At 68.9% G+C, this 25,098-nt stretch carries 28 protein-coding genes; 14 read left to right on the forward strand and 14 right to left on the reverse strand.

Annotation, left to right across the window (positions count from 1 at the left end; translation table 11 throughout):
* The first annotated feature begins 6 nt into the window (after positions 1-6).
* Together AC1DWT_RS07255 and tatA are read left to right on the forward strand one after the other, a co-directional pair.
* Positions 7-681 carry a Rid family hydrolase gene (locus AC1DWT_RS07255; protein ID WP_072939958.1) on the forward strand — a complete coding sequence of 225 codons (675 nt, stop codon included), beginning with the start codon at positions 7-9 and terminating at the stop codon, positions 679-681.
* A complete protein-coding gene (tatA, locus tag AC1DWT_RS07260; protein WP_005252050.1) occupies positions 681-848 on the forward strand; it encodes a Sec-independent protein translocase subunit TatA in 168 nt (55 codons plus the stop codon). Before AC1DWT_RS07255 ends, tatA begins: the two co-directional genes overlap by 1 nt.
* 53 nt (positions 849-901) lie before the next feature.
* On the opposite strand, the gene AC1DWT_RS07265 is transcribed toward tatA, so the two are convergent.
* Together AC1DWT_RS07265 and AC1DWT_RS07270 are read right to left on the reverse strand one after the other, a co-directional pair.
* Positions 902-1,732: an ABC transporter permease gene (locus AC1DWT_RS07265; protein ID WP_072939961.1), complete on the reverse strand. Its 831-nt coding sequence runs from the start codon at positions 1,730-1,732 to the stop codon at positions 902-904.
* Positions 1,729-2,721, reverse strand: coding sequence for an ATP-binding cassette domain-containing protein (locus AC1DWT_RS07270; RefSeq protein ID WP_072940429.1), 993 nt, complete (start codon positions 2,719-2,721; stop codon positions 1,729-1,731). Before AC1DWT_RS07270 ends, AC1DWT_RS07265 begins: the two co-directional genes overlap by 4 nt.
* 237 nt (positions 2,722-2,958) lie before the next feature.
* Here AC1DWT_RS07270 and AC1DWT_RS07275 point away from each other — a divergent pair, with 237 nt between their 5' ends.
* Positions 2,959-3,873, forward strand: coding sequence for a hypothetical protein (locus AC1DWT_RS07275; RefSeq protein WP_477920084.1), 915 nt, complete (start codon positions 2,959-2,961; stop codon positions 3,871-3,873).
* A 92-nt stretch (positions 3,874-3,965) separates the two neighbouring features.
* On the opposite strand, the gene menE is transcribed toward AC1DWT_RS07275, so the two are convergent.
* The 7 genes from menE to AC1DWT_RS07310 form a co-directional block, all read right to left on the reverse strand.
* Positions 3,966-5,111 (reverse strand): o-succinylbenzoate--CoA ligase, encoded by a 1,146-nt coding sequence (gene menE / locus AC1DWT_RS07280; RefSeq protein WP_477920085.1) that lies wholly within the window; start codon positions 5,109-5,111, stop codon positions 3,966-3,968.
* Between the two features lie 60 nt (positions 5,112-5,171).
* Positions 5,172-5,471 carry a DUF3349 domain-containing protein gene (locus tag AC1DWT_RS07285; protein WP_005252058.1) on the reverse strand — a complete coding sequence of 100 codons (300 nt, stop codon included), beginning with the start codon at positions 5,469-5,471 and terminating at the stop codon, positions 5,172-5,174.
* 2 nt (positions 5,472-5,473) lie between these two features.
* A complete protein-coding gene (locus tag AC1DWT_RS07290) occupies positions 5,474-5,827 on the reverse strand; it encodes a DUF3349 domain-containing protein (protein WP_072939967.1) in 354 nt (117 codons plus the stop codon).
* A 46-nt stretch (positions 5,828-5,873) separates the two neighbouring features.
* A complete protein-coding gene (locus AC1DWT_RS07295) occupies positions 5,874-6,140 on the reverse strand; it encodes a hypothetical protein (RefSeq protein ID WP_072939970.1) in 267 nt (88 codons plus the stop codon).
* Between the two features lie 10 nt (positions 6,141-6,150).
* Positions 6,151-7,359, reverse strand: coding sequence for an inorganic phosphate transporter (locus AC1DWT_RS07300; RefSeq protein ID WP_072939972.1), 1,209 nt, complete (start codon positions 7,357-7,359; stop codon positions 6,151-6,153).
* A 79-nt stretch (positions 7,360-7,438) separates the two neighbouring features.
* Entirely contained in the window at positions 7,439-7,834 is a 396-nt protein-coding gene (locus tag AC1DWT_RS07305) for a VOC family protein (protein WP_072939974.1), read from the reverse strand.
* A 3-nt stretch (positions 7,835-7,837) separates the two neighbouring features.
* Positions 7,838-8,287 (reverse strand): hypothetical protein, encoded by a 450-nt coding sequence (locus tag AC1DWT_RS07310; protein WP_072940431.1) that lies wholly within the window; start codon positions 8,285-8,287, stop codon positions 7,838-7,840.
* Positions 8,288-8,440: 153 nt separating this feature from the next.
* Between AC1DWT_RS07310 and AC1DWT_RS07315 the strand changes: the two genes are divergently transcribed.
* The gene (locus AC1DWT_RS07315) at positions 8,441-10,768 is read left to right on the forward strand and encodes an arylsulfatase (protein WP_477920087.1); all 2,328 of its coding nucleotides are present in this window, start codon (positions 8,441-8,443) and stop codon (positions 10,766-10,768) included.
* Between the two features lie 12 nt (positions 10,769-10,780).
* Here the strand turns inward: AC1DWT_RS07315 and AC1DWT_RS07320 are convergent, their stop codons facing one another.
* Positions 10,781-11,674 (reverse strand): 1,4-dihydroxy-2-naphthoyl-CoA synthase, encoded by an 894-nt coding sequence (locus AC1DWT_RS07320; RefSeq protein WP_072939980.1) that lies wholly within the window; start codon positions 11,672-11,674, stop codon positions 10,781-10,783.
* Between the two features lie 73 nt (positions 11,675-11,747).
* Between AC1DWT_RS07320 and AC1DWT_RS07325 the strand changes: the two genes are divergently transcribed.
* Genes AC1DWT_RS07325 through AC1DWT_RS07335 form a run of 3 tightly spaced genes read left to right on the forward strand, consistent with a single transcriptional unit; the run spans position 11,748 to position 13,898 of the window.
* Complete coding sequence (locus AC1DWT_RS07325) at positions 11,748-12,401, forward strand: PaaI family thioesterase (RefSeq protein ID WP_072939983.1); 654 nt, start codon at positions 11,748-11,750, stop codon at positions 12,399-12,401.
* Between the two features lie 3 nt (positions 12,402-12,404).
* Complete coding sequence (locus AC1DWT_RS07330; RefSeq protein WP_387491058.1) at positions 12,405-13,406, forward strand: o-succinylbenzoate synthase; 1,002 nt, start codon at positions 12,405-12,407, stop codon at positions 13,404-13,406.
* A 45-nt stretch (positions 13,407-13,451) separates the two neighbouring features.
* The gene (locus tag AC1DWT_RS07335) at positions 13,452-13,898 is read left to right on the forward strand and encodes a DUF6918 family protein (RefSeq protein ID WP_477920089.1); all 447 of its coding nucleotides are present in this window, start codon (positions 13,452-13,454) and stop codon (positions 13,896-13,898) included.
* Between the two features lie 54 nt (positions 13,899-13,952).
* On the opposite strand, the gene AC1DWT_RS07340 is transcribed toward AC1DWT_RS07335, so the two are convergent.
* Together AC1DWT_RS07340 and AC1DWT_RS07345 are read right to left on the reverse strand one after the other, a co-directional pair.
* Positions 13,953-14,780 (reverse strand): siderophore-interacting protein, encoded by an 828-nt coding sequence (locus AC1DWT_RS07340; protein ID WP_095862573.1) that lies wholly within the window; start codon positions 14,778-14,780, stop codon positions 13,953-13,955.
* Positions 14,781-14,840: 60 nt separating this feature from the next.
* A complete protein-coding gene (locus tag AC1DWT_RS07345) occupies positions 14,841-15,437 on the reverse strand; it encodes a flavin reductase family protein (protein ID WP_378685230.1) in 597 nt (198 codons plus the stop codon).
* Between the two features lie 93 nt (positions 15,438-15,530).
* Here AC1DWT_RS07345 and menD point away from each other — a divergent pair, with 93 nt between their 5' ends.
* From menD to AC1DWT_RS07370, 5 genes are all read left to right on the forward strand, one after another.
* Positions 15,531-17,153, forward strand: coding sequence for a 2-succinyl-5-enolpyruvyl-6-hydroxy-3-cyclohexene-1-carboxylic-acid synthase (menD, locus tag AC1DWT_RS07350; protein ID WP_477920090.1), 1,623 nt, complete (start codon positions 15,531-15,533; stop codon positions 17,151-17,153).
* On the forward strand, positions 17,150-17,590 hold the full coding sequence (locus AC1DWT_RS07355) for a DUF3592 domain-containing protein (protein WP_072939998.1): 441 nt from the start codon (positions 17,150-17,152) through the stop codon (positions 17,588-17,590). The genes menD and AC1DWT_RS07355 overlap by 4 nt, the downstream gene beginning before the upstream one ends.
* 72 nt (positions 17,591-17,662) lie before the next feature.
* Positions 17,663-18,808, forward strand: coding sequence for a glycosyltransferase family 4 protein (locus tag AC1DWT_RS07360; RefSeq protein ID WP_206013061.1), 1,146 nt, complete (start codon positions 17,663-17,665; stop codon positions 18,806-18,808).
* Positions 18,809-18,864: 56 nt separating this feature from the next.
* Positions 18,865-20,241, forward strand: coding sequence for an NAD-dependent succinate-semialdehyde dehydrogenase (locus tag AC1DWT_RS07365; protein WP_072940002.1), 1,377 nt, complete (start codon positions 18,865-18,867; stop codon positions 20,239-20,241).
* Positions 20,242-20,303: 62 nt separating this feature from the next.
* A complete protein-coding gene (locus AC1DWT_RS07370) occupies positions 20,304-21,002 on the forward strand; it encodes a demethylmenaquinone methyltransferase (protein WP_072940005.1) in 699 nt (232 codons plus the stop codon).
* Between the two features lie 3 nt (positions 21,003-21,005).
* On the opposite strand, the gene AC1DWT_RS07375 is transcribed toward AC1DWT_RS07370, so the two are convergent.
* Positions 21,006-22,268 carry a geranylgeranyl reductase family protein gene (locus AC1DWT_RS07375; protein ID WP_072940008.1) on the reverse strand — a complete coding sequence of 421 codons (1,263 nt, stop codon included), beginning with the start codon at positions 22,266-22,268 and terminating at the stop codon, positions 21,006-21,008.
* A 129-nt stretch (positions 22,269-22,397) separates the two neighbouring features.
* Between AC1DWT_RS07375 and AC1DWT_RS07380 the strand changes: the two genes are divergently transcribed.
* Positions 22,398-23,453, forward strand: a complete 1,056-nt coding sequence (locus AC1DWT_RS07380) for a polyprenyl synthetase family protein (protein WP_378441928.1) — start codon at positions 22,398-22,400, stop codon at positions 23,451-23,453.
* A 143-nt stretch (positions 23,454-23,596) separates the two neighbouring features.
* Positions 23,597-24,457, forward strand: a complete 861-nt coding sequence (htpX, locus tag AC1DWT_RS07385; protein WP_072940014.1) for a zinc metalloprotease HtpX — start codon at positions 23,597-23,599, stop codon at positions 24,455-24,457.
* A 68-nt stretch (positions 24,458-24,525) separates the two neighbouring features.
* Here htpX and AC1DWT_RS07390 read toward each other — a convergent pair whose 3' ends face one another.
* On the reverse strand, positions 24,526-25,017 hold the full coding sequence (locus AC1DWT_RS07390) for a YajQ family cyclic di-GMP-binding protein (protein WP_007298080.1): 492 nt from the start codon (positions 25,015-25,017) through the stop codon (positions 24,526-24,528).
* Positions 25,018-25,098 lie beyond the last annotated feature (81 nt).

Here is a 25,098-nt window from a genome sequence, read left to right on the forward strand (position 1 = left end):
TGCACTGTGAAGTCTTTTCGTACCAAGGCCGTGACCGCCGCACTCGCCGCATCCGCTCTGATCGCCGGGGCGACGTCGTGCTCCTCCGAAGAGGCGGCGGCTGAGGCACCTGGCAGCACGTTCGTCTCCAAGTCCGTTCTCGAAGCCGGGGAGGCGAATCCGATGATCGCGCAGGGTGTCGCGATCGGCGGCGGCACCGCCGTCTACAAATCGAGCGGCATCGGCCCGGGCGCGTCCAACAAGGCCGCACCCGAGGGCACCCCCGAGTCGTACATCGACACCGACGTGTTCTCCGGCGGCGCACTCCCGGCCGGAGTCACCATCACCGAAGCGCAGGGCATCAACGCGCTGAAGCGGATTCGCGACAATCTCGAGGCACAGGGACTGACGCTCGAGGACGTCGTGACCATGCGGGTGTTCCTCGACAACGCCCCCGGCACCGACCGCGCCGACTACGCCGGCTGGAACCGCGCCTACCGGCAGTTCTTCGCGAACACCAACCTCGACACCGGCGACACTGAACTCGTCCCGCTCGGCACCGCCGAACCGGCCGCCCCGATGGAGCGGAACTCCGCACGGCCCAGCCGGTTCGCGCTCGAGGTCGCGAGCCTGCCCGCCGCCGGCTGGCTCGTCGAGGTCGAGGTGGACGCCGTGTACCCCGACGGTGAGGAGCCGCAGTAGTGGGGGCGCTGAGCCCGAGCCACTGGGCGATCATCGCGGTGGTGCTTGTGGTGCTGTTCGGGTCGAAGAAGCTCCCGGACGCCGCCCGCGGCCTGGGACGGTCGATGCGGATCCTCAAGACCGAGGTGGGGGAGTTGCAAGCGGACGCCCCCGAACTGGAGAAATAGGCGAAGCGAGCCGGTGGACCCCGCGTCCACCGGCTCGCTTCGTTCTCGAGGTGTCAGGCCTTACGCATGTAGGTACGGACCGTCAGCGGTGCCATGATCGCGACGATCACGGCGGCGCCGAGCAGCGACCACACGACGTGCACACCGAAGTGGCCGTCGTTGACGAGTTCCCGCACCGCGGTCACGACGTGAGACACGGGGTTGACGTTCACGAACGCCTGCATCCAGCCCGGCATCGTGTCGGCAGGCACGAACGCGTTGGACATGAACGTCAGCGGGAACAGGATCAGCATCGAAATGCCCTGCACCGAGGACGCTTTGCTCATGAGGACGCCCATCAGCGCGAAGATCCAGCTGATCGAGAAGGCGCAGACGACGACGAGCACACCGGCCGACACCACCCCGACGACGCCGCCGCCCGGCCGGTACCCCATCGCGATACCGACAGTGAACGTGATGGTCGTGGCGATGCCGTACCGCACGACGTCGGCGAGGAGAGCGCCGGACAGCGGCGCGATGCGGGCGATCGGCAGCGACTTGAAGCGGTCGAAGACGCCCTTGTCCATGTCTTCCCGCAACTGGGTGCCGGTCACGATCGACGTGGTGATCACCGTCTGAACCAGGATGCCCGGGATGATGATCGGCAGATACGACGCCACGTCGCCGGAGATGGCGCCACCGAAGATGTACGTGAACATCAACGTGAAGATGATCGGCTGGACGACGACGTCGAACAGTTGCTCCGGGTTGTGCTTGATCTTGAGTAGTCCCCGGTACGCCATGGTCAGCGTGTTGGCGACGGACTGTTCGAGGCTGATCCGGTTCCGGGCCTCCGGAATCGGTTGCGGGCCCGCGTGTGCGCGGGATTCGAGGGCGGTGGTCATGCGACGCTCCGTTCGGTATCGGCGTCGGCGGCAGTGTCTTCTGCGCCGTGGCCGGTGATGGTCAGGAAGACCTCGTCGAGACTCGGCTTCTGGACGGTGATCTCGTCGACGGCGATCCCGTGGTCGCGCAACCGGATCAGGAGTTCCACGGTGAGCGACGGATCGGTCATCGGTGCGGTGAGGCGGCCGATCTCCGGTGTGATCGCCACATCCACGCCGAGGGTGTGTGCGATCACCGAACGCGCGTCGTCGATCTGTCCGCGATCGGCCAGGGTCAACTGCAGCGACGAGACGCCGACGGACGCCTTCAACTCGTCGGCCGTGCCGTCCGCGATCACCTTCCCGCGGTCGATGACGGCGATCCGATCCGCCAGCTGGTCCGCCTCGTCGAGGTACTGCGTGGTCAGCAGCACCGTCGACCCGTCCGCGACCAGCCGGCGGATGGTGTCCCACATCTGGGCACGAGTCCGCGGGTCCAGGCCCGTCGTCGGCTCGTCGAGGAACAACAGCGGCGGATGGGCGATCAGGCTGGCCGCCAGGTCCAGGCGCCGTCGCATGCCGCCCGAGAAATTCTTCAGCGGCTTCGTCGCCGCCTCGGTGAGGTCGAACTCCTCGAGCAGTTCCGTGCACTTGCGTCGTGCGTCGCCCCGGCTCAGGCCGAGCAACCGGGCGAAGATCACCAGATTCTCGACCGCCGACAGGTCCTCGTCGACGGACGCATACTGGCCCGTGACACCGACCAGCGAGCGCACCGCGTTCGGTTCACGCACCACGTCGTGGCCGAAGATCCGGGCCTCGCCGCCGTCCGGGCGCAACAAGGTCGCAAGCATCCGCACCGTGGTGGTCTTGCCCGCGCCGTTCGGGCCGAGCACTCCGTACACCGACCCGGTCGGCACGGACAGGCTCACGCCGTCGACGGCGCGCTGGCGGCCGAAGAGCTTCACGAGGCCGTCGGCCTCGATGGCTGGGGGAGTTGCAGTGAGGTTCATGCCGTAGACGATGCASCCCCCCACTTGCAGCGGGCTTGCACGCCTCTTGCACGGGCTCACGAGGGTTGTTGTCCTGCGGATTCACAGGCATTCGCCGGAATCAGCCGCAATTGCGGGGGCATCTGACGAATCGGTGTGCGGATGTGGAATTCCACAGCCCCTCGGTTATCCACAGGCCGACTGTTTCCCCTGGTCGGAGGCGGCGACCGGCGTCGAGCTCGGGGCACGATGCTCGATATGAGAGCACAGGACCTGATCTTTCGCCGTCATGCACTGGCCGACGGAATGACCGACCCGGAACTGCGTCGCGCCAGGACGACGGGACAACTGGTTTCCGTGGCTGCGGGCGCCTACCTGGACAGCGACCACTCGGCAGCACTGGACCCGGGCGGGATGCACCGCGCACGGGTCGCGGCGGCCGTGGTGGCGCACGGTGGTGGGATCGTGGTCAGCCATGCGTCCGCCGCCGTCTTCCACGGACTCGACGTCGGTGCGGTGAACCTCGACCGGGTGCATCTGAGCCGGGAGCGACGATCGGGCGGGCGACGTACCGCGACGCTGCACATGCATATCGCTCCGCTCGGCCGTGACGACGTCACCGAGATCGACGGCGTGGCGGTGACGTCGCTCGCCCGGACCGTGGCGGACGTTGCGCGTTCGGAATTTCTGGACGAGGCCGTCGTGATCGGCGACTCCGCCCTGCGCCGCGGCGTCGTGTCGATCGACGATGTCCGGGCGGTACTGGACCGTCACGGCCGGCGGAAAGGCATAGGTGCGGCGCGACGCGCGGTGGCACTGTTCGATGAACGCAGCGAGAGTCCCGGCGAGTCGCTCAGCCGAATCAGGATGCGCGAATGCGGGATGCCGGCGCCCGATCTGCAGCACGAAGTCCGCACCTGCGGTGGCGCGTTCGCCGGCCGCGTCGACTTCTTCTGGGAGCGCTGGGGAGTAGTCGGCGAGTTCGACGGCATGGGCAAGTACCGATTCGGCTCCGGGCAGGCGGGCGACATCGTGGCGAGGGAGAAGTTGCGGGAGGACGCGATACGGGACACGGGCCTCGAGGTGATCAGGTGGGTGTGGGCGGACCTCGGACGGTTCGACGCCGTGAAGGCGCGATTCGAGCGAGCGTGTGCCCGCTCCCGGCGCCGATGAGCCGTCGCTTCCCACCGAATTGCCGGAAGCACACGCAATTGCGCGGGAATCCGACGAATCGGTGTGCAACTCCGCGCGCACGGGCGAACCTGCTAGCCGAACCGCGCTTCCAGCGCGCGCCGGTCGACCTTGCCGGGACCGCGGAGGGGGAGGGCGTCGACGAGGTGGAGTTCGCGGGGGGCGGCGGTGGAGTCGAGGGTGCGTTCGACGAAGGTGCGGAGTTCGGCGAGTGTCGGTGCGGTGCCGGGTTCGGCGACGACGACGGCGGCGACGCGGCGTCCCAGTCGTTCGTCGGGGAGTCCGATCACCGCGCATTCCCGGACCGCGGGGTGCGCGACGAGGGCCGCCTCGACCACCTGCGGGACGACGGTGAGACCGCCGGTGGAGATGGCCTCGTCGAGTCTGCCGGAGATGGCGAGGACGCCGTCGGTGACGGTGCCTGCGTCGTCGGTGCGGAACCAGCCGGGCTCCGCGAACGCCGGATGGTCGGGGAGTCCGCGGTACCCGGAGGCCAGCATGGGGCCGCCGAGGAGGACTCGGCCGTCGCCGTCGATTCGCACGCGGGCGCCGTCGAGGGGCACCCCGTCGTACACGCACCCACCGCACGTCTCGCTCATTCCATACGTGCGGACGACGGTGATCCCGGCGTCGACGGCGCGTCGCAGGACCGGGGCAGGGGTCGCGGCGCCGCCGAGGAGGACGGCGTCGAGCGCGGCCAGCGACGTCACGGCTTCGGGGTGGTCGAGCGCCTTGACCAGCTGGGTCGGGACGAGCGAGGTGTAGCGGCGGGGTCCGGACATCGACTCGACGGCGTTCGGCAGCGCGCCGGGGTCGAAGCCGTCGGACACGTCGATCACCACCGGGTCGGACCCTGCGAGGACACTGCGCAGCAACACCTGCATGCCCGCGATGTGGTGGGCGGGAAGGGTCAGGAGCCAGGCGCCCGGGCCGCCGAGCCGCGCGTGCGTCGCCTCACCGCTGGCACGGAGGGCTGCCGCGGACAGCATCGCACCCTTCGGCACGCCCGTCGTCCCGGACGTCGCGACCACGAGTGCGACACCGTCGTCGATCGGATCCCCGGGCCGCAGTGCGTCCGTCAGCCGCCGGGTCTCCCTCTCGTCCGCGGCGGGCACGGGAAGCGCGGCGGGCGCGGTCCCGTCCAGGATCGCCGACAGTTGCGGCAGGATGCCGAGAGCCCCGGCACCAGGTGGGACGGGCAGGACCCGCAATTCGCTCACTGGGCCGGCCCGGCAAGCGGCCATCGCATCACTGGGCCGGCCCGGCAAGCGGCCATCGCATCACTGGGCCGGCCCGGCAAGCGGCCAGCCGCCCGCGGCGAGGTTGCTGCGCACCCGGTCGACGTCCGATTCCAGCGGCAACTCGTCGGTGACCTTGGTGATGAGCACCTGGATGTCGGTCTTCTCGATGGGCAGGTCGCCCTCCTCGACGAGGGCGTCGGCGACGGCATCCACCTCGTCTTCCGACAGGCGGCGGGTGAGCAGCGCGAACAACGGAATGTAGTCCTGCTCGGGCACGCCGTTCGGGTAGCCGGCACGCAGCCAGCCGATGATGGAGGAGAGAAACGGTGGAAGGCTCATGGCTAGCCTGCGTCGCGGGTTTCTTCCGTGTCGCCGGTGTCGTCGCCGCTCTCGGCGTCGGTACCGACCGGCCAGCCCCCGGCCTCGAGGTTCTCCGTCACCCGGGCAACGTCCTCCTCGGACGGTTCCTCGTGGGTGATCTCGCTGATGAGGCGTCGGATGTTGTCGTAGTCGACGTGGCGTTGCGGTGTCTCGTGGGCGGTTTCGATCGACAGCGCGACGACCTGTTCGATCTCCTCGTCGGTGAGACGGCGACGCAGCACGGCCAGCAACGCGAAATGGTCCTTCGCCGGGACTCCCTCGGGGTACCCGGCGCGTAGCCAGTCGAGCACGGAGCTAAGTGAGTTCTTGGGCACGCGTTCGGCCTCTTTCGTCGATGGAACGGGGACTCGTGGTCGCCGCTCAGAAGATGTGGATACCGAAGCTGCTGGCCAGGAAGTCCTTCATCAACAGAAGTATCCCAGTGATGATCGCGATCAGCACCACGGCGAAGCAGGCACAGGCGCCGATCCGGCCTGCGACGGTCGGCTGCGAGGTGCCCTCGGCGGTGTCCGCGCCGCCGAGCGACCGCAGTCCGAGCGCGAAGATCGCGGGCAGACCGGCGCCGAACAGCAGACCGACGAGGACGACCTGCCAGAGCGATTGAACGGTGGTGGTCAGCAGTGTCATGGGAGCCCCCTCAGCGGTTCGCGGCGGGACCGGCGGAGTCCGCGGTCTCGGCCACTTCCGGTTCGGTGGGTTCGGCGGGAGCGGCGGCGTCGCCGGACTCCCACTCGGCGTTCACGTTGCCGGATGTCACCGGTTGCAGGCGGGAGCGCAGGTACATGAACCCGGCGAGCAGGATCAGGGCGGCGAACACGACCAGAACGCCTGGCAGACCGCCGATCAGGTGGGCGATGACCCAGCACACCGCGCCGACGATCGCCGCCGACGGCAGCGTGACCAGCCACGCGACGGCCATGCGTCCGGCGATGCCCCAGCGGACCTCGGCGCCCTTGCGTCCGAGTCCGGTGCCGAGGATGGATCCGGTCGCGACGTGGGTGGTGGACAGCGGCAGTCCGAGGTGGCTGGAGGTGAGGATGATGGCGGCGGACGAGGACTCCGCGGCCATGCCCTGCGGAGCGGCGATCTCCACGAGTCCCTTGCCGAGGGTGCGGATGATGCGCCAGCCACCGAGGTACGTCCCGAGGGCGATGGCGATCGCGCAACTGAGCTTCACCCAGAACGGCATCTCGTCGTCGGCGGACAGGCTTCCGTGCGCGACCAGTGCGAGGAAGATCACGCCCATCGTCTTCTGGGCGTCGTTGGTTCCGTGGGCCAGCGACACGAGGGAAGCGGAACCGATCTGGCCGATGCGGAACCCGTGCTCCTTGGTGTCCTCCCGGACGCCCGAGGTGATCCGGTAGACCAGCTTGGTGCCCGCGGTGGCGACCAGCGCCGCGACCACGGGGGCGAGAACGGCGGGAACGACGACCTTGCTGAGCACCCCACCCCACTCGACACCGCTCATGCCGATGGACGCGATGGCCGCACCGATCAGACCGCCGAACAGTGCGTGCGAAGAGCTGGACGGCAGGCCGAGCAGCCACGTCGCCAGATTCCAGATGATGCCGCCGACCAGGCCCGCGAACACGATGAGCAGCAGATCCTCGCCGCCCACTTCTCCCAGGTTCACCACGCCCTTCGCGACTGTCGCCGCAACCTCCACGGACAGGAACGCGCCGACGAGATTCAACGATGCGGAGAGCGCGACAGCGACCTTGGGTCGCAGAGCTCCCGTCGCGATCGAGGTGGCCATTGCATTGCCGGTGTCGTGAAATCCGTTCGTGAAATCGAAAGCGAGGGCGGTGACGACTACCACCAGGAGAACTACGAGCTCTGCGGTCACACCCAGATTGTGCGGATTTCAACTGAAAAAGTACAGCTGACGTCAGGTGTACAGAATCACTCCTGCGTATGGCCTTTCGTCAGTTCTGACTCTTCGGGCGGGTGTCGCGGCGGATGGGGTGATCCTCCGGAACCTGCACCAGCACGATCGGGATGCCGTCGGGGTCCGCGATCCACATCTCGAACAGCCCCCACGGTTCCTGTCGGGCCTCCCGGTCGATCTTCACCCCCGCGAGGACCAGCTCGGTCTGGACCGCGGTGAGGTCACGAACCTGCAGCCAGAGGGCGCCGTCGAAGGACGTCGACTCACCCGTTCCGCCGTGCGCGGCAACCTCGATCAGGCCCTGACCGGCGAAGAACACGGTGCCCCCCGGGTATTCGCGGGCGGTGGCCAGCCCGAGGATGTCGCGGTAGAAGCTCAGCGTCGTCGCGTAGTCGCGCGGCCGCAGAATCGTCCTGCTGCTGAGGATTTCCACCCGTCACCCTCCTTCGCCGGGGCGGGCTTCGTGTCCCGTCCGGCCGTGTGTGCGTCGATCTTCCTTCATCTCTGCCTCGAACAGGTGCCGCCGTCCGTCCGCGAGTTCGTGACGTGCGCCACGTTCGTGCTCGCGCAGCGGCGACCAGTACTGGTCGTCGAACTCCTCGACGATCTGGAATGTCCACCGGCCCTCGACGACGTTTCGGCCGACGAGCTCGGACTGCACCCGGTCCGCGACGTCGGTGTGACCCGCGTCCCGCAGTGCGTCGACGGCCTCACCGAGCTGGAGATCGGCGTGGCCGATCAGCTGATGGAACGAGTAGAGGTGGCCGCGGGCGCGTTCGACTGTTTCGAGGGCCTCGGACAGCTTCCCGAGCGCGGCGACGGTGTCGTCACTCACTCCGGGCGGACGGCGATGTTCCGGCGCGGGGAGCTCGCGGTCGATGCTCATGTGGGTCAGTGTGCCCGAATCGGGCACGCCGCGCCCCCTCTCCTGCCGACGCGGCGAATCCGGGCGCGTAATTCACCCTCCGAGGGTCTACTCCCACGCGCTCGCCCGGTGCTGGACTGGATTGACGGCTGTGGACGACGAGGGGATTGGGCCATGAGTTCGAGCGTGACAGGGAAGCCGATACCGGGTGGCGAGTCGTTACCGTTCCCGCCGACGCCGTCGGGAAGCATCGCGGGCCGGACCATGCAGGAGTCGGTGTACAGCCCGAGTCCCAAGGAGCGGCGCCTCCACGACGACGCCCCGAACATTCTGATCGTCCTCATCGACGACGCCGGGCCGGGCCTGCCGAGCGGGCTCGGAGGTGAGGTGAACACCCCGACACTCGACGCGATGCTGCAGGACGGTGTCGGCTACAACCGATTCCATACGACCGCAATGTGTTCACCGACCCGTGCGTCGCTGCTGACCGGGCGCAACCATCACCGCGTCGGGAACGGGCAGATCGCGGAGCTGGCCAACGACTGGGACGGCTACTCCGGCCACATCCCGCGGTCGAGCGCGACGGGGGCCGAGGTGCTGCGCCAGTACGGCTACAGCACCGCCGCATTCGGGAAATGGCACAACACTCCCGCCGAGGAGACCACCGCAGCAGGTCCGTTCGACAACTGGCCGACCGGTCTCGGGTTCGAGTACTTCTACGGCTTCCTCGCCGGCGAGGCGTCGCAGTACGAACCGAACCTGGTGCGGAACACGACGGTGGTGCTGCCCCCGAAGACCCCGGAGCAGGGCTATCACCTCAGCGAGGATCTCGCGGACGACGCGATCGGCTGGCTGCGCAGGCACAAGGCGTTCGAGGCGGACAAGCCGTTCTTCATGTACTGGGCCAGCGGCTGCCTGCACGGACCGCACCACATCATGAAGCCGTGGGCCGACAAGTACGCCGGGAAGTTCGACGACGGCTGGGACGCGTACCGGGAGCGGGTCTTCGCGAGGGCGAAGGAGAAGGGCTGGATTCCCCCCGAGGCGGAGCTGACCGACCGCGACCCGACCATGGCGGCGTGGGACGACATTCCCGAGGACGAGAAACCGTTCCAGCGCCGGCTGATGGAGGTGGCCGCCGGGTACGCCGAGCACTGTGACGTCCAGGTGGGCAGGCTGTTCGACGAACTGGACCGCCTGGGGTACCGGGACGACACCCTGGTCCTGTACATCTGGGGCGACAACGGCTCGTCCGGTGAGGGCCAGAACGGCACGATCAGTGAACTGTTGGCGCAGAACGGCATTCCGACCACACCGGCGCAGCACATCGCAGCGCTCGAGGAGCTCGGTGGCCTCGACGTCCTGGGGTCGCCGAAGACCGACAACATGTATCACGCGGGCTGGGCGTGGGCGGGCAGCGCACCGTACAAGGGGATGAAACTGCTGGCCTCCCATCTCGGTGGCACCCGCAACCCGATGGTCGCCCGGTGGCCGGCGAAGGTGGCACCGGACCCGGCACCCCGTACGCATTTCCTGCACTGCAACGACGTGATGCCGACGCTGTTCGACATCGTCGGGATCACTCCGCCGCGGACGGTGAACGGTGTTCCGCAGGACCCGATCGACGGCGCCGGCTTCGCGCAGACTCTCGTCGACCGCGATGCCTCCGGAGGGAAGCTCACCCAGTACTTCGAGATCATGGGCAGCCGGGCGATCTACCACGACGGCTGGATGGCGTCCGCGTTCGGGCCGCGCGCACCCTGGGCGGCGGGTATGCCGGGCGGCATCCGCGACTGGAGTCCGGACGACGACGTGTGGGAGCTCTACAACCTGGACGAGGACTGGACCCAGAACCGGGATCTCGCCGAGCAGCATCCGGAGAAGTTGGCGCAACTGCGGGAACTGTTCGTGATCGAGGCGGCGAAGAACAATGCGCTCCCCGTCGGTGGCGGGCTGTGGGTGGTCGCACTGCATCCCGAGCAGCGGATCACGACGCCGTACACGAGCTGGGAGTTCTCCGGCGACACGATCCGCATGCCCGAGTTCTGCGCTCCCGGTCTGGGCAACAAGAACAACCGGGTCACCCTCGACCTCACCGCGCCGGAGAGCCCGAGCGGAGTGCTGTACGCACTGGGGAGCAACGCGGGCGGGCTGACGTGCTTCGTCGACGACGGCTACCTCTGTTACGAATACAACCTGTTCATCCTGATGCGGACGAAGATTCGTTCGACCGTGCCGCTCCCGCCGGGCACGCGAAAGGTGGAGGTGGTCACGGAATTCGTGGAGGCGAGGCCCGGTGGCCCGCTGAACGTGAAGCTCTGCGTCGACGGCAGTGTCGTCGGGGAGGGGCAGGTGCCGGTGAGTGTGCCGTTGCTGTTCACAGCCAACGACTGCCTCGACGTCGGCACCTGCCTCGGTTCCCCGGTGTCGCTGGACTACTACGACCGGGCGCCGTTCCCGTTCAACGGCACGATCGACCGCATGTCGGTCGAGTACATATAGCTACAGGTCGCGTCAGAAGTACCAGGGGTACGGCTTCCAGTCGGGTTCGCGCTTTTCGAGGAAGGAGTCGCGGCCCTCGACCGCCTCGTCGGTCATGTACGCCATTCGGGTTGCCTCGCCCGCGAACAATTGCTGCCCGACGAGGCCGTCGTCCTGCAGGTTGAACGCGTATTTGAGCATGCGCTGTGCCTGCGGGGACTTGCCGTTGATCTTGGTGGCCCAGTCGATCGCGACGTCCTCGAGTTCGGCGTGGTCGACGACCTTGTTGACGGCGCCCATCTGATGCATTTCCTCCGCGGTGTACGTCTCGCCGAGGAAGAAGATTTCGCGGGCGAACTTCTGGCCGACCATCTTGGCGAGGTAGGCGCTGCCGTAGCCGCCGTCGAAGCTGCCGACGTCGGCGTCGGTCTGCTTGAACCGGGCGTGTTCGCGGCTGGCGAGCGTCAGGTCGCACACGACGTGCAGGCTGTGACCGCCGCCCGCGGCCCAGCCGTTGACGAGGCAGATGACGACTTTCGGCATGAACCGGATCAGCCGCTGGACCTCGAGGATGTGGAGTCGTCCGGCGCGGGCCTTGTCGACGGTGTCCGCGGTTTCGCCTTCCGCATACTGGTATCCGCTGCGCCCGCGGATGCGCTGGTCGCCGCCGGAGCAGAACGCCCAGCCTTCGTCCTTGGGGCTCGGACCGTTGCCGGTGAGCAGCACGGCACCCACGTCGGACGTCATCCGGGCGTGGTCGAGCGCCCGGTACAACTCGTCGACGGTGTGCGGGCGGAAGGCGTTGCGTACTTCGGGACGGTCGAACGCCACCCGGACGATTCCCTGGGTGACATGCCGGTGGTACGTGATGTCGGTCAGGTTCTCGAAACCGGGAACCGGTCGCCAGTGCTGCGGGTTGAAAGTCACGGCTCCGAGGTTATCGGGTGCCGTTGGCGGGTGTCCGCGCGCGCAGGAGTTTGCCCGGGTTTACCGTGCAGGTATGAGCGAACAGGCTGCGGACGTCACCCGTCTCGATTACGACGGCGACGACGAGTACGAGCACCACGGCGGGTTCCCCAAGTACGAGCCGGTGACGCCCGGTCCCGACTGGGCCCGGTTCGTCGACGGAATGCGCACGCTGCAGGACCTCGCGGTGTCCGTGGACGCCCCGGACGACGTGCTCGCCGCGGCCGCGGACCAGGTGGAGAAACTGGCCGAACTGCTCGGGCCGCACGTCGCGCCCGAGGGGCGGTCGCCGGCGGGCCGCACGATCGAACTGCCCGGCAGGGGGAGTCTCCTTCTGCCGCCGTGGAACATCGAGAAGTTCGGGCCCGACGGGGTGCGAAGCACCGGAATGTTCCGCCGCTACCACCTCGGGGGGAACGGCGCCGCGCACGGCGGCACGCTGCCGCTGCTGTTCGACGACCTGATGGGCATGATCGTCCACGCGTACGGCCGGCCCATCAGCCGCACCGCGTACCTGCACGTCGACTACCGCGCGATCACACCGCTGAACACCACGCTCGCCATCGAAGGCAAGGTGGACCGCGTCGACGGGCGCAAGACTTACATCACCGCCCGGATGACACACGGTGAGACGCTCCTCGCCGAATGCGAGGCGCTCATGCTGGTGCTCCTGCCCGGGCAGCCCTGACCCGTGACGTCCCTGCCCTCCGTCGGGGAGGTTCTGGCCGACGCGGTCGTGGTGAGTCTGCCCATGCGCGTGCGGTTCCGCGGCATCACGACGCGAGAAGCATTGCTGCTGCGCGGTCCCGCGGGATGGGGCGAGTTCGCACCGTTTCCCGAATACGCGGACGACGAGGCGGCGCACTGGTTGCAGTCGGCGATCGAGGACGCCTGGCTCGGACCGCCGCCCGCGGTGCGAACGCGGGTACCGATCAACGCGACCGTCCCCGCCGTCGACGCCGCCCGGGTGCCCGACGTGCTCGCGCGGTACCCCGGTGCACGGACCGCGAAAGTGAAAGTGGCCGAAGGCGGTCAGACCCTCGACGACGACGTCGCGCGGGTGCGGGCGGTCCGCGCGCTCGTCCCGAACGTGCGCGTCGACGCCAACGGCGGCTGGTCGGTCGACGAGGCCGAGGCCGCGCTGCGGGCACTGACCGCCGACGGTCCGCTCGAATACGCCGAGCAGCCGTGCGCGAGCGTGCCCGAGTTGGTGGAGGTCCGCAGGCGGATGCCCGACGTGCGGGTGGCCGCCGACGAGAGCATCCGGCGGGCCGAGGATCCGCTGAAGGTCGTGCGGGCAGGCGGCGCGGACGTGGCCGTCGTGAAGGTCGCCCCGCTCGGCGGGATGCGGCGACTGCTGGCGCTCGCCGACGAGTTGTCCTCGCACGGTGTGCCGGTGGTCGTGTCGAGCGCCCTGGACACCGCCGTCGGCATCGCTGCCGGTGTCGCAGCCGCCGCGGCCCTCCCCGAATTGCAGTTCGCGTGCGGTCTCGGTACCGGGGGACTGTTCGAGGCGGACGTGGCCCGCGCCCGCGAACCGGTCGCCGGTGAACTCACCGTCGAAGCGGTGGTGCCCGACGTCGAACGTGTCACGACTCTCGCCGCGTCCGCTGAGCGTTCACGCTGGTGGATCGAGCGGGCGCGCCGGTGCCATGGCCTGCTCGAACAACGCGGCGTCCGGTTTTTCGTATAGTGTCTGGCCGGACCTGATCGCTCAGTCAATACGGAGGCATTGAAAGTGGTTGCAGCTCTGAACGAAACCCTGCTCGACGAGTCGCGCGTTCCTGCGGTCATCGCAGACGTCCAGGCTCTCATCGACGCGGAGGTTTCGGACAAGTCGGGGGCCTCGGGACTGGCACTCAAGGGTGGATACGGCGCCGTCAAGAAGGTGGGACCGTCGATCGTGCCGGACGCCATCGAGGGTCTGCTGCCGGCGTTCGTCACCAAGCTCGAACCGTACTGGCAGTCGTTCACCGCCAGCGGTGAGGCCGGATTCTCCGAGTACCTGGTCGCGCGTAGCGACGAGGTCGCGGACTCGCTGCTCGGTGTGACCGACGRGCGCATCGAGGGCAGCGACCGCGGCGCTGTCAAGAAGGTGTACTCGTCGCTGCGCCCGTCGGCGAAGAAGAATGTGATCGAGGCACTTCCGCGTCTGGGCGCCCTCGTCCAGAAGCACGCCAACTGAGAACCCAGGTGAGTGGCAAAGCGTGCCCCGGCACTCTTTGCCACTCACCTGTGGTCAGTTGGCCGCGTGACCGAAGCGCCAGTACCCGGTGAACGAAATGTTCGACTTCGGGATGCGGCGCTCGTTCACCAGGTGGCGCCGCAACGCCGTCGTCAGCTCGCTCTCGCCTGCGACGAACGTGTAGGAGGGCCCGGCGGGCAATTCCGCCTGCTTCACCGTGTTCAGTGCGAGCACCCCCGGGCGGGCGTCGGCGTCCTCGCGGACCAGCCAGTGCACGTTCACGCCGTCACCCACCGAAACGTCCTGAGCGTCTTCGGCATCGGGAATCTCGACGAACACCTCGGCCCGCAGGTCCTGTGGTGCCGAACGCAGGATCCCGACGATTGCGGGAAGCGCGCTCTCGTCCCCGACGAGCAGCTGCCACTCGGCGTCCGGAGTCGGGTTGTAGATCAGGCCCTCGTCGAGGATCGCCACCTCGTCACCGGCCGCCGCCGCGTTCGCCCACGCCGACGCGGGACCGAGGTCGCCGTGCGAGGCGAAGTCGATGTCGATCTCGGTGGTGTCGCCGAACGCTCCCGACCCTGCGACGCGGAGTTCGCGGACCGTGTAGTTGCGCACTACCGGCCGGGTGTCCTTGGACATCAGCTTGTACTGGGCGTACCAGAGGTTGCTCGCGCTGGTCGGTAGCCGCAGGGCGCTCTGACCCTGCTGGGGGATGAACATCCGGAACCACTGGTCGAAGCCCATGGGGCTGACGGAGTCGAGTTCCTCACCCGCGATGGTGACGCGGACGAAGTTCGGGCTGATCTGCTTGCCTGCGACCACTCGTGCGGACGCGATCCGGCGACTCTGAGGTTTGACGAACTTGCTGCGCTGGGCCATGTCGGTGGTAGCTCCCCCGGTTGCGGTGCGGTTATCAGGTAAGCCTAACCAATTGATCCGTCACTCGGGGCGGTGCGGGCGGTCCAGCATCACGACCCTCGGCGGCAGACCCCACTCATTGCGGCCGAGGCGGCTGAGCGGGGCGAGTTCGGTGAAGTCCGGAAGCCCGTCGTCGGCGAGCGCCTCGGGACGCACCGCGATCGTGACGACGTCGCCCATCACCACGAACGAGTCGCCGACCGGGGTCACCCCGTGCAGGGTGCATTCGATGGCGACCGGCGAACCCGCGACCCGGACCGGCCGGACCCGCTCGCTGGGCTCGGTCTCGATGCCCAGCGCGGCGAACTCGTCGACATCACTGCGGTAGGTGGCGGAACTGGCGTTGACGGCCGCCACCAGGGGCTCCGTCGCCAGGTTGATCACGAACTCACCCGTCGCCTCGATGTTCCGGAGGCTGTCCTTGCGGGTGACGGACGTGAACTGCACCACCGGCGGCTGCGTGCTGGACACCGAGAAGAAGCTGTACGGGGCCAGGTTGGCCACCCCGTCCGCCGAGACCGTGGACACCCACGCGATCGGTCGCGGCACCACCGAGGCGGTCAGCACCTGGTAGATGCGGCGTGGAGGTAGCTCGGCGGGATCGAAGAGAGTGCGCATGCCCACATGGTGTCAGCGCCCGGAATGTGGCCGTGAACTCACCCGGCCAGGTCGCCGGACGGGGGTGCCGGAGTATCTGACACTCTTGATGGCGTGAACCCGTCCACTGCTCAAGCCACCGCGGTCGTCGACGAACTGGTCCGCGGGGGAGTACGCGAGGTCGTGCTCTGCCCGGGTTCGCGGAATGCGCCGCTGGCGTTCGCCCTGCAGGCCGCCGACCTCGAGGGCCGACTGCGTCTGCACATGCGCATCGACGAGCGCACCGCGGGATTCCTCGCGCTCGGCCTGGCCGTGGCAGGCAAGCGTCCCGTTCCGATCGTCATGACGTCCGGCACCGCGGTCGCCAATCTCGGTCCCGCCGTCCTCGAGGCCAACTACGCCCGGGTGCCGCTCGTGGTGCTCAGCGCCAACCGCCCGTACGAGATGCTCGGCACCGGCGCCAACCAGACCATCGAGCAACTCGGCCTGTTCGGAAGCCAGGTGCGCGCGACCGTCAGCCTCGGCCTGGCCGAGGACGACGCGCAGAACAGCCAGTGGCGTTCGGCGGTCTGCCGGGTCCTCGCCGCCGCGCGCGGCACGAGGTCGGGCAACGCCGGACCCGTGCACTTCGACATCCCGCTCCGGGAACCGCTCGTCCCCGACGTGCACGCGCAGGGCCCGGTCCCGCAGGGACGGCCGGGTGGGGCGGCGTGGACCACCACCCAGCACGCGACGCTCGACGTGGCGATGGACCTCGACATCACCGCGGACACCATCGTGATCTCCGGGCACGGATCGGCGCTTCGGCCGGAACTCGCCGGCCTTCCGACGGTCGCCGAGCCGACCGCGCCCCTGCACGGCATCCCGGTGCATCCGATGGCGCTGCCCCAGCTCAAGCCGCGGCAGGCCGTCATCACCGGACGCCCCACCCTGCACCGGTCCGTGTCGAAGGTCCTCGCCGATCCGGCGGTGGCCGTCTACGCGCTCACCACCGGCCCCCGCTGGCCCGACGTGTCCGGGAACGTGCTGGCCACCGGAACCCGCGCGGTGGTGACCGGTGAACCCGACCGGGCCTGGATCAACAGGTGCCGCACGCTGTCCGAACACACCGACAAGGCGGTGCGCGCGCAACTCGCCGCCCACCCGAAGGCGACGGGCCTCCATGTGGCGGCCGCCGTCATGGACGCCCTCACCGACGGCGACCAGTTGCTGCTCGGCGCGTCCAACCCTGTCCGGGACGCCGCACTGGTCAGCTATCCGGCGCCGAAGGTCCGGGTGCTGTCCAACCGGGGTATCGCCGGGATCGACGGCACCGTGTCCGCCGCCGTCGGGGCGGCGCTCGCCTACGAGGAGGGACGCACGGTGGCCCTGCTCGGCGACCTCACGTTCCTGCACGACGCGTCCGGGCTGCTCATCGGCTCGGGCGAACCGCGGCCCCGGGACCTGACGATCGTCGTCGCCAACGACGACGGCGGTGGCATCTTCGAATTGCTCGAACAGGGCGATCCGCAGTACGCCGGGGTGTTCGAGCGGGTCTTCGGCACTCCTCACGGGATGGATCTCGCCGCACTCTGCGCCGCCTACCGGGTGGAGCATCACCTGGTGGGGGTGGGTGAGCTGTCGACGCGGCTGAGCACGCCCGACGCGCCCGGCGACCGCGGAATCCGGGTGCTCGAGGTGACCACCGAACGTTCCGGGCTGCGCGAACTGCACGCCGCGGTGCGGGCACAACTGTGAATGCGCGGGTGACGCGGCGGGTCCGGCGCGGGGTGCTGGTGGCGGCGATCGGCATCTCGATCCTGGCCGTGCTCCTCGTCCTCGCCGCCTGGCGCAACGACCACACCATTCAATCCGACCGCGGCGTGGCCACGGCGGAGGTGCTGTCGGCCGGATCGTTGCGGTCGGCCATCAGCTTCGTCACCCCGGACGGCGTGACGCACAACCCCGAACTCGGTGTGTTGTACCCGACCAACCTCACGGTGGGTCAGCGGATCGACGTCGAGTACGCGCGCAGCGACCCCGACCTGGTGCGCGTGTCCGGGCGCGACGCCAGCGTGGCCGTGATCCCCGCCGGTTCGCTGATCGTGGTGACGTGGCTGATCGCGGGACCGGTGCTCTGGTATCTCCGGCGCCGCGAGATCTCGGCGGAGTCCGCGCCGGCAGTGTCATCCTGAATTTCCCGGAACTTCGCGCGACAGTCACGTCGATCTCGCTGCTGTGACCACGAGCACTGCCACGCTGAGCGCGTGAGAGTAGCCATCGTCGCGGAATCGTTTCTTCCCAACATGAACGGTGTGACCAACTCGGTGCTGCGGGTTCTCGACCATCTGCAGCGCACCGGACACCAGGCGATGGTCGTCGCCCCGGACACGGTCGGATCGCAGGCACCGGCGCCGACCGAACACGACGGTGTGCCCGTCCACCGGGTGCCCGCGGTGATGGTCCCCAAGGTCAGTTCGCTCCCGGTGGGTCTGCCGCAGCCCGGACTCACCGCCGCGCTGCGGTCGTTCGACCCCGACGTCGTGCACCTGGCGTCGCCGTTCCTCCTCGGGGCGGGCGGGCTCGGTGCGGCGCACCGGCTCGACGTCCCCACGGTCGCGGTGTACCAGACGGACGTGGCGGGGTTCGCCGAAAGCTACGGCCTCGGCATCACCAGCCGGGCGGCGTGGGCCTGGACGCGGCGCATCCACCGGGGCTGCACGCGCACCCTCGCGCCGTCCACGTCGGCGGTCGAGGCCCTGGCCGAGCAGCGGATTCCGAGGGTCCACCGCTGGGCGCGCGGTGTGGAGACCACTCGATTCGCGCCGTCCCGCCGCAGCACCGGACTGCGGGACTCCTGGCTGGGCGGCTCCGACCGGCTGGTCGTCGGTTTCGTGGGCAGGCTCGCACCCGAGAAGCACGTCGAGCGGCTGGCCGCGCTGGCGGGCGACCAGCGGGTCCGGCTGGTGATCGTCGGCGACGGTCCCGAGCGGAGCCGCTTGCAGCGGTTGATGCCCGACGCGGTCTTCACCGGCCAACTCGGTGGTGCGGAGCTCGCCGAGGCGTACGCGAGCCTGGACGTCTTCGTCCATCCCGGCGAGCACGAGACGTTCTGCCAGGCGGTGCAGGAAGCGCTCTCCAGCGGTGTGCCGGTGATCGGACCGGACGCCGGTGGACCCCGCGATCTGGTCGCGCACTGCCGCAACGGCTATCTGCTGCCGGTCGACCGGTTCGGCGAACTGCTGCCGAGTGCCGTCGACGCGCTGCGGGACCGTCGCATGCGGGCCCGCTTCGGGGAGGCCGCCCGGCAGTCGGTGCTGCACCGCACGTGGCCCGCGATCTGCGACGAGCTGCTGGGCCACTATGTGGCGGTCGCAGGCGGTCAGGGCTTTCGCGAAACCCGAGCCGCCTGACCGGCGGCTCGGCGTCGGCGGGGAATTCGAGCGACCGGCTTGTCGTTGCCCGGGGTATGGCGAAGTACAAGACTGTCAATCCCGCGACCGGTGAAACCGTCCGGGAATTCGAGACCTTGGACGATGTGGGAGTGGAGTCGGCGCTCGCACGCGCCCACAGCGGATACCTGAGCTGGCGGACGACCCCCGCCGAGGAACGAGCCCGCATTCTGGGCCGGACCGCGGACCTCTACGCCGAGCGCGAGGACGAACTGGCGCGGATGATCGCGCTCGAGATGGGCAAGCCCGTCCGGGAGGCCAAAGGCGAGGTCAAACTCTCCTCGGCGATCTACCGCTACTACGCCGACAACGGCCCCGCACTGCTGGAGGCGGAACGGCTCGACGTGCCCGGCGCCGACGAATCCGTGGTCTACCGCAGGCCGATCGGTGCGCTCGTCGGTGTGATGCCGTGGAACTACCCGTACTACCAGGTCGCGCGCTTCGCGGCACCGAACCTCGTGCTCGGCAACACCGTGCTGCTCAAGCACGCCCCGAACTGTCCGCAGTCGGCGCTGCTGATGGAGGAGATCTTCCGGCAGGCCGGCCTCCCGGAGGACGCGTACGTCAACGTGTTCGCCACCAACGAGCAGATCGCCGACATGATCGCGGATCCGCGCGTCCAGGGCGTCTCCCTCACCGGCAGTGAACGGGCCGGGATCAGCGTCGCCGAGACGGCGGGCCGCAACCTCAAGAAGGTCGTCCTCGAACTCGGCGGTTCCGACGTGTTCGTCGTCCTCGACACCGAGGACATGGACGCCACCGTCAAGACGGCGACCCGGGCCCGCCTGTCCAACGCCGGCCAGGCCTGCAACTCGCCGAAGCGGTTCATCGTGACGGAACCGAACTACGACGAGTTCGTCGCGAAACTCGCCGAGTCGTTCAAGGCCACACCGACGGGCGATCCGCTCGACGCCAAGACCGTCCTCGGGCCGCTGTCCTCGCAGACCGCCGCGGATTCCCTGATCGAGCAGATCGAGGACGCCGTCGCCAAGGGCGCGACGCTCCTCGCGGGCGGGAAGAAGATCGACGGTCCCGGCTCGTACGTCGAACCGACGCTGCTCGTCGACGTGACCCCCGAGATGCGCGCATACAGCGAGGAACTGTTCGGGCCGGTCGGCGTCGTCTACAAGGTAGCCACCGCCGACGAGGCCGTCGAACTCGCCAACTCCTCCGCCTACGGTCTCAGCGGTTCGGTGTGGAGCAGCGACCTCGACGGTGCCCGCGAGGTGGCCGACCGGCTCGACGTCGGGATGGCGTACGTCAACGAGCACGGCACGACGCTCCCCGGTTTGCCGTTCGGCGGCGTCAAACGCTCCGGCGTCGGCCGTGAACTCGGTCCGTGGGGGATGGACGAGTTCGTCAACAAGAAGCTGGTCCGCGTCTCGAAGAAGTGACCGCCGCGCCACCGTGCCCGGCGCCGACGCCGGCGCCGGGCACGGTTGGTAGCGTTTCGGGCGTGGCAACTACACACGGTTCGCGGGCGTCGCTCGAAAAGGATCCGCACGAGGTCGCGTCGATGTTCGACGGCGTCGCGAAGCGCTACGACCTCACCAACACGATCCTCTCGTTCGGCCAGGACCGCAGTTGGCGCAAGGCGACGCGCTCGGCCCTGGCACTGAAGCCGGGGGAGCGGGTTCTCGACCTCGCCGCCGGGACCGGCGTGTCCACCGTCGAACTCGGACGGTCGGGCGCCTGGTGTGTGGCCACCGATTTCTCCAAGGGGATGCTGCAGGCAGGCAGCGGCCGCCAGGTGCCGATGGTCGCGGGCGACGCGATGCACCTGCCCTACGCCGACGCCGTGTTCGACGCCGCCACCATCTCCTTCGGGCTGCGCAACGTCTCCGACTTCGACGCCGGCCTCCGCGAGATCGCCCGGGTCACCAAACCGGGTGGGCGTCTCGTGGTGAGCGAGTTCTCGACGCCGGTGTTCGGGCCCTTCCGCACGGTCTACATGGAGTACCTGATGAAGGCGCTGCCGCGGGTCGCGCGCGCCGTCAGCAGCAACCCCGACGCCTACGTGTACCTCGCCGAGTCCATCCGCGCCTGGCCCACCCAGCAGGAACTCGCGCTGCGCATCGAGGCGGCCGGCTGGCGGAACGTGCAGTGGCGCAACCTCACCGGCGGCGTGGTCGCCCTGCACCGCGCCACGCGCTGACCGTCAGCCGAACAGCGGTCGCGAGTCGACCTTCTGCGACACCAGGCCGGATGCCCGCCACGCGCGGGCGGTGAGGTCGCTGTCCTCCTCGGTGACGAGGTTGCCCATCACACGCACCGCGACGGTCATCAGCGCGCGGGACCGCATCGCCACCGGGCCGGACGCGGGCAGGACCCGGGGCACGGTCAGGAGTCCGGCGAGTCGCCGGGCCACGGAGAACGCCCGGCCGTACCGCTCCCTCAGGATCGACGGCCACAGCTGGGTCAGGTCGTCGGCGTCGAGGATCTCCGCGACGAGGCGCCCGCCTTCGAGCCCGTAGTCGATGCCCTCGCCGTTCAGCGGATTCACACACGCGGCCGCGTCGCCGATGATCGCCCAGTTCCGGCCTGCGATGTGCGACACCGCACCTCCCATCGGCAGCAACGCCGACGCGACGGCCCGCAACTCCCCGTCCCAGTTCCACTCTTCGCGGCGCTGCGCCGTGTACAGGTCCAGGAGGGGGCGTAGCGCGCCCGGGGCCGGACGTTTGGCGGTGGCCAGGGTGCCGACGCCGATGTTCACCTCGCCGGTGCCCAGGGGGAACACCCAGCCGTAGCCCGACTGCAGCGTCCCGGCGGCGTCCCGCAGTTCGAGGTGGGACGTGATCCACGGGTCGGCGCTGCGGTCGGTGGCGATGTAGGCGCGCGCGGCCACACCGTACGCCGTGTCCCGGTGCCATTCGCGACCCAGCTGCTTGCCGAGGGTCGACCGGACGCCGTCGGCGACGATCAGCGTCCGGCAGCCGACGGTGTGGGTCCCGTCGGACGTTTTCAGGGTCACCGCCGTCACCCGGTCACCGCCGCGTTCGACGCCGATCGCCTTGGCGCCCTGCACCATGACGGCGCCGGCGTCGACGGCGGTCGCGCGGATCCGGTCGTCCAGCTCGGTGCGGGCCACGGCGCTGCCGACGGCCGGGAACGACCTGCCCGGCCACTCGAGTTCGAGCTCCTGCCCGAACCCGCTGAGCCTCAGCCCGCGATTGGTGCCCTTCGACCGCACCCAGTCGCCGAGGCCGAGATGGTCGAGCTCGGCGACAGCGCGGGGGGTGAGTCCGTCGCCACACGTCTTGTCGCGGGGAAACACCGCCGCGTCGGCGAGGACCACGTCGCGTCCCGCGCGTGCCGCCCAGGCGGCGGCCGAGGACCCGGCCGGACCAGCACCGATGACGAGGACGTCGGTGGCGGTGGGAAGCGGGGATCCCGCGGGCGACTGTTCTGCTGCGACCACGCCTACATCCTGTCAGGCTCCGCTACACGACCGCGGCGAGGCCGACGGGCGGCGGAACCGCTAGGTTCACTACCGTGGTAGCCGAGCCGCCACCGACGGCGCGGAGCCGCGCCGTCACTGACGACAGGAATGGGTACTGAGAACGTGAGCACCGAGGGCGCAGCACACACCGCTGCCGACGCTGTAGTGGGCACTACGGTCGCCGGGATCGATCTCGGCGACCCGCAGCTCGCCGCCACGGTCCGTGAAGGACTGAAGCAAGTCGAGGAACTGCTGGTCAGTGAACTCTCCGACGGGGAGGATTTCCTGACGGAGGCGGCATTGCATCTCGCGAAGGCGGGAGGCAAGCGTTTCCGCCCCCTCTTCACGGTGCTCACCGCCCAGCTCGGACCGAAGGCCTCCGACCCGTCGGTGGTCACGGCGGCCACCGTCGTCGAACTGGTCCACCTCGCCACCCTGTACCACGACGACGTGATGGACGAGGCCTCGATGCGCCGCGGTGCGCCCAGCGCGAACTCGCGGTGGGGCAACAGCGTCGCCATCCTCGCCGGCGACTACCTGTTCGCCCACGCGTCGCGTCTCGTGTCGACCCTCGGCCCCGAGGCGGTGCGCATCATCGCCGAGACGTTCGCCGAACTCGTGACGGGCCAGATGCGCGAGACGATCGGGCTCCGCGGCGAGCAGGATCCGGTCGAGCACTACCTCAAGGTGGTCTGGGAGAAGACCGGTTCGCTGATCGCGGCGTGCGGGCGCTTCGGCGGCACGTTCTCCGGTGCGGACGCCGATCACGTGAAGCGGCTCGAACGGCTCGGTGACGCCGTGGGCACCGCCTTCCAGATCTCCGACGACATCATCGACATCTCGTCGGTCTCGGCACAGTCCGGCAAGACCCCCGGAACCGACCTGCGCGAGGGCGTGCACACGCTGCCCGTCCTGTACGCGCTGCGCGACGAGGGTCCCGAGGCCGACCGCCTGCGCGTGCTCCTCGACGGCCCCGTCACCAACGACGACGACGTCGCGGAGGCGCTCGCCCTCCTCGAACGCTCACCCGGCATGGCGGCCGCCAAGGCGAAGCTCGAGGAGTTCGCGGTCCAGGCCCGCGCCCAGCTCGCCGAACTGCCGCAGGGCCCGGCCAACGACGCCCTAGTGAAGCTCGTCGATTACACGATCGAGCGCGTCGGCTGAGCCGTATCGTCAGTACCCGGACTCGTCTTCACCCGATCTCGTTCGCCGAACGGGAACCGTCCCGCCACCGTGTTTCGTTGAATGATCAAGATCTCGAAACTCGGACGACCGTGATCGGGTGACAACGACAAGGAAGGCGTGACGTGCGCTACGCAAACGGGGCGAAGACTCTGGTTCTGTTGGTCGGCATGTCGGCGCTGATCGTGTTCATCGGCGCCCTGTTCCGGAACCCGACCATCCTGCTGCTGGCCATCGTGTTCGCGGTCGGCATGAACGCGTACGTGTTCTTCAACAGCGACAAGATGGCGCTCAAGGCCATGCACGCCCAGCCGATCACCGAGGTGCAGGCACCGGTCATCTACCGCATCGTCCGGGAACTGGCGACCACCGCGCACCAGCCGATGCCGCGGCTCTACATCAGCCCCACCAGCGCGCCCAACGCGTTCGCCACCGGGCGCAGCCCCCGTCACGCGGCGGTCTGCTGCACCAGCGGCATCCTGCAGATCCTCGACGAGCGGGAGCTCCGGGCCGTGCTCGGGCACGAGCTGTCGCACGTCTACAACCGCGACATCCTGATCTCATCGGTCGCAGGCGCGATGGCGGCCGTCGTGTCGGGACTCGCGAACTTCGCCATGTTCGCCAACATGTTCGGCGGCCGCGGCGGGGGACAGGGCGCGAACCCGATCGCGCTGCTCCTGGTGTCGCTGCTGGGGCCCATCGCCGCGACCGTCGTCAAGCTCGCGGTGTCACGGTCCCGGGAGTTCCAGGCCGACCAGTCGGGCGCCGAACTCACGGGCGACCCTCTGGCGCTGGCGTCGGCGCTACGGAAGCTGGAGCGTGGCACGCAGGCCGCGCCTCTGCCGCCGGAGCCTCAGCTCGCCGCGCAGTCGCACCTGATGATCGCCAACCCGTTCCGCACCGGCGAGAAGATGAGCCGGATGTTCTCCACCCACCCGCCGATGGCCGAGCGGATCGAGCGCCTCGAGCGCATGGCAGGCAGGTAGGCGGCTTCGCCGCCCGTGCGTGGTCGACGAATGCAGGGACTCGTCAACCACGCACGGGCGCGCAGCGCCTACCGGTAGTTCACGAACTGCAGCGCGATCCCGAAGTCCTCACCCTTCAGCAGGGAGATGACGGCCTGCAGGTCGTCGCGCTTCTTGCTGCTCACGCGCAGCTCGTCACCCTGGATCTGCGCCTTGACGCCCTTGGGGCCCTCGTCGCGGATCTTCTTGGTGATCTTCTTGGCGTTCTCCGTGGTGATGCCCTGGACGAGGCTGCCGGACAGCTTGTAGATCTTCCCGGACTGCGCCGGCTCGCCCGCGTCGAACGCCTTCAGAGAGATGTCACGCCGGATCAGCTTCTCCTTGAAGACGTCCAGGGCGGCGAGCAGRCGCTCCTCCGTGTCGGCCGTCAGGGTGATGGTTTCCTCGCCGGACCATTCGATCGATGCTCCCGTGTTCCGGAAGTCGAACCGGGTCGACAGTTCCTTGCCGGCCTGATGCAGGGCGTTGTCCACCTCTTGACGCTCGACCTTGCTCACCACATCGAAGGACGAATCAGCCACTTCACACTCCCGGTTTCGTCTAGTTCTCCCCGCCGCGACCCGGCCGGGGACCCGCCGAATGCCGGCGAGCAGATTCGACGC

Source organism: Rhodococcus sp. P4_B6, from assembly GCF_056402215.1.

Excerpts from the sequence above, each read along its gene's own strand:
- AC1DWT_RS07310 (WP_072940431.1), bottom strand. The coding sequence starts at position 8,287 with ATGAGCATCGACCGCGAGCTCCCCGCGCCGGAACATCGCCGTCCGCCC.
- AC1DWT_RS07325 (WP_072939983.1), top strand. The coding sequence starts at position 11,748 with ATGAGCGAACAGGCTGCGGACGTCACCCGTCTCGATTACGACGGCGAC.
- AC1DWT_RS07295 (WP_072939970.1), bottom strand. The coding sequence starts at position 6,140 with ATGACACTGCTGACCACCACCGTTCAATCGCTCTGGCAGGTCGTCCTC.
- AC1DWT_RS07285 (WP_005252058.1), bottom strand. The coding sequence starts at position 5,471 with ATGAGCCTTCCACCGTTTCTCTCCTCCATCATCGGCTGGCTGCGTGCC.
- AC1DWT_RS07265 (WP_072939961.1), bottom strand. The coding sequence starts at position 1,732 with ATGACCACCGCCCTCGAATCCCGCGCACACGCGGGCCCGCAACCGATT.
- AC1DWT_RS07315 (WP_477920087.1), top strand. The coding sequence starts at position 8,441 with ATGAGTTCGAGCGTGACAGGGAAGCCGATACCGGGTGGCGAGTCGTTA.
- AC1DWT_RS07345 (WP_378685230.1), bottom strand. The coding sequence starts at position 15,437 with ATGCGCACTCTCTTCGATCCCGCCGAGCTACCTCCACGCCGCATCTAC.
- AC1DWT_RS07275 (WP_477920084.1), top strand. The coding sequence starts at position 2,959 with ATGAGAGCACAGGACCTGATCTTTCGCCGTCATGCACTGGCCGACGGA.
- AC1DWT_RS07340 (WP_095862573.1), bottom strand. The coding sequence starts at position 14,780 with ATGGCCCAGCGCAGCAAGTTCGTCAAACCTCAGAGTCGCCGGATCGCG.
- AC1DWT_RS07270 (WP_072940429.1), bottom strand. The coding sequence starts at position 2,721 with ATGAACCTCACTGCAACTCCCCCAGCCATCGAGGCCGACGGCCTCGTG.
- AC1DWT_RS07365 (WP_072940002.1), top strand. The coding sequence starts at position 18,865 with ATGGCGAAGTACAAGACTGTCAATCCCGCGACCGGTGAAACCGTCCGG.
- AC1DWT_RS07380 (WP_378441928.1), top strand. The coding sequence starts at position 22,398 with ATGGGTACTGAGAACGTGAGCACCGAGGGCGCAGCACACACCGCTGCC.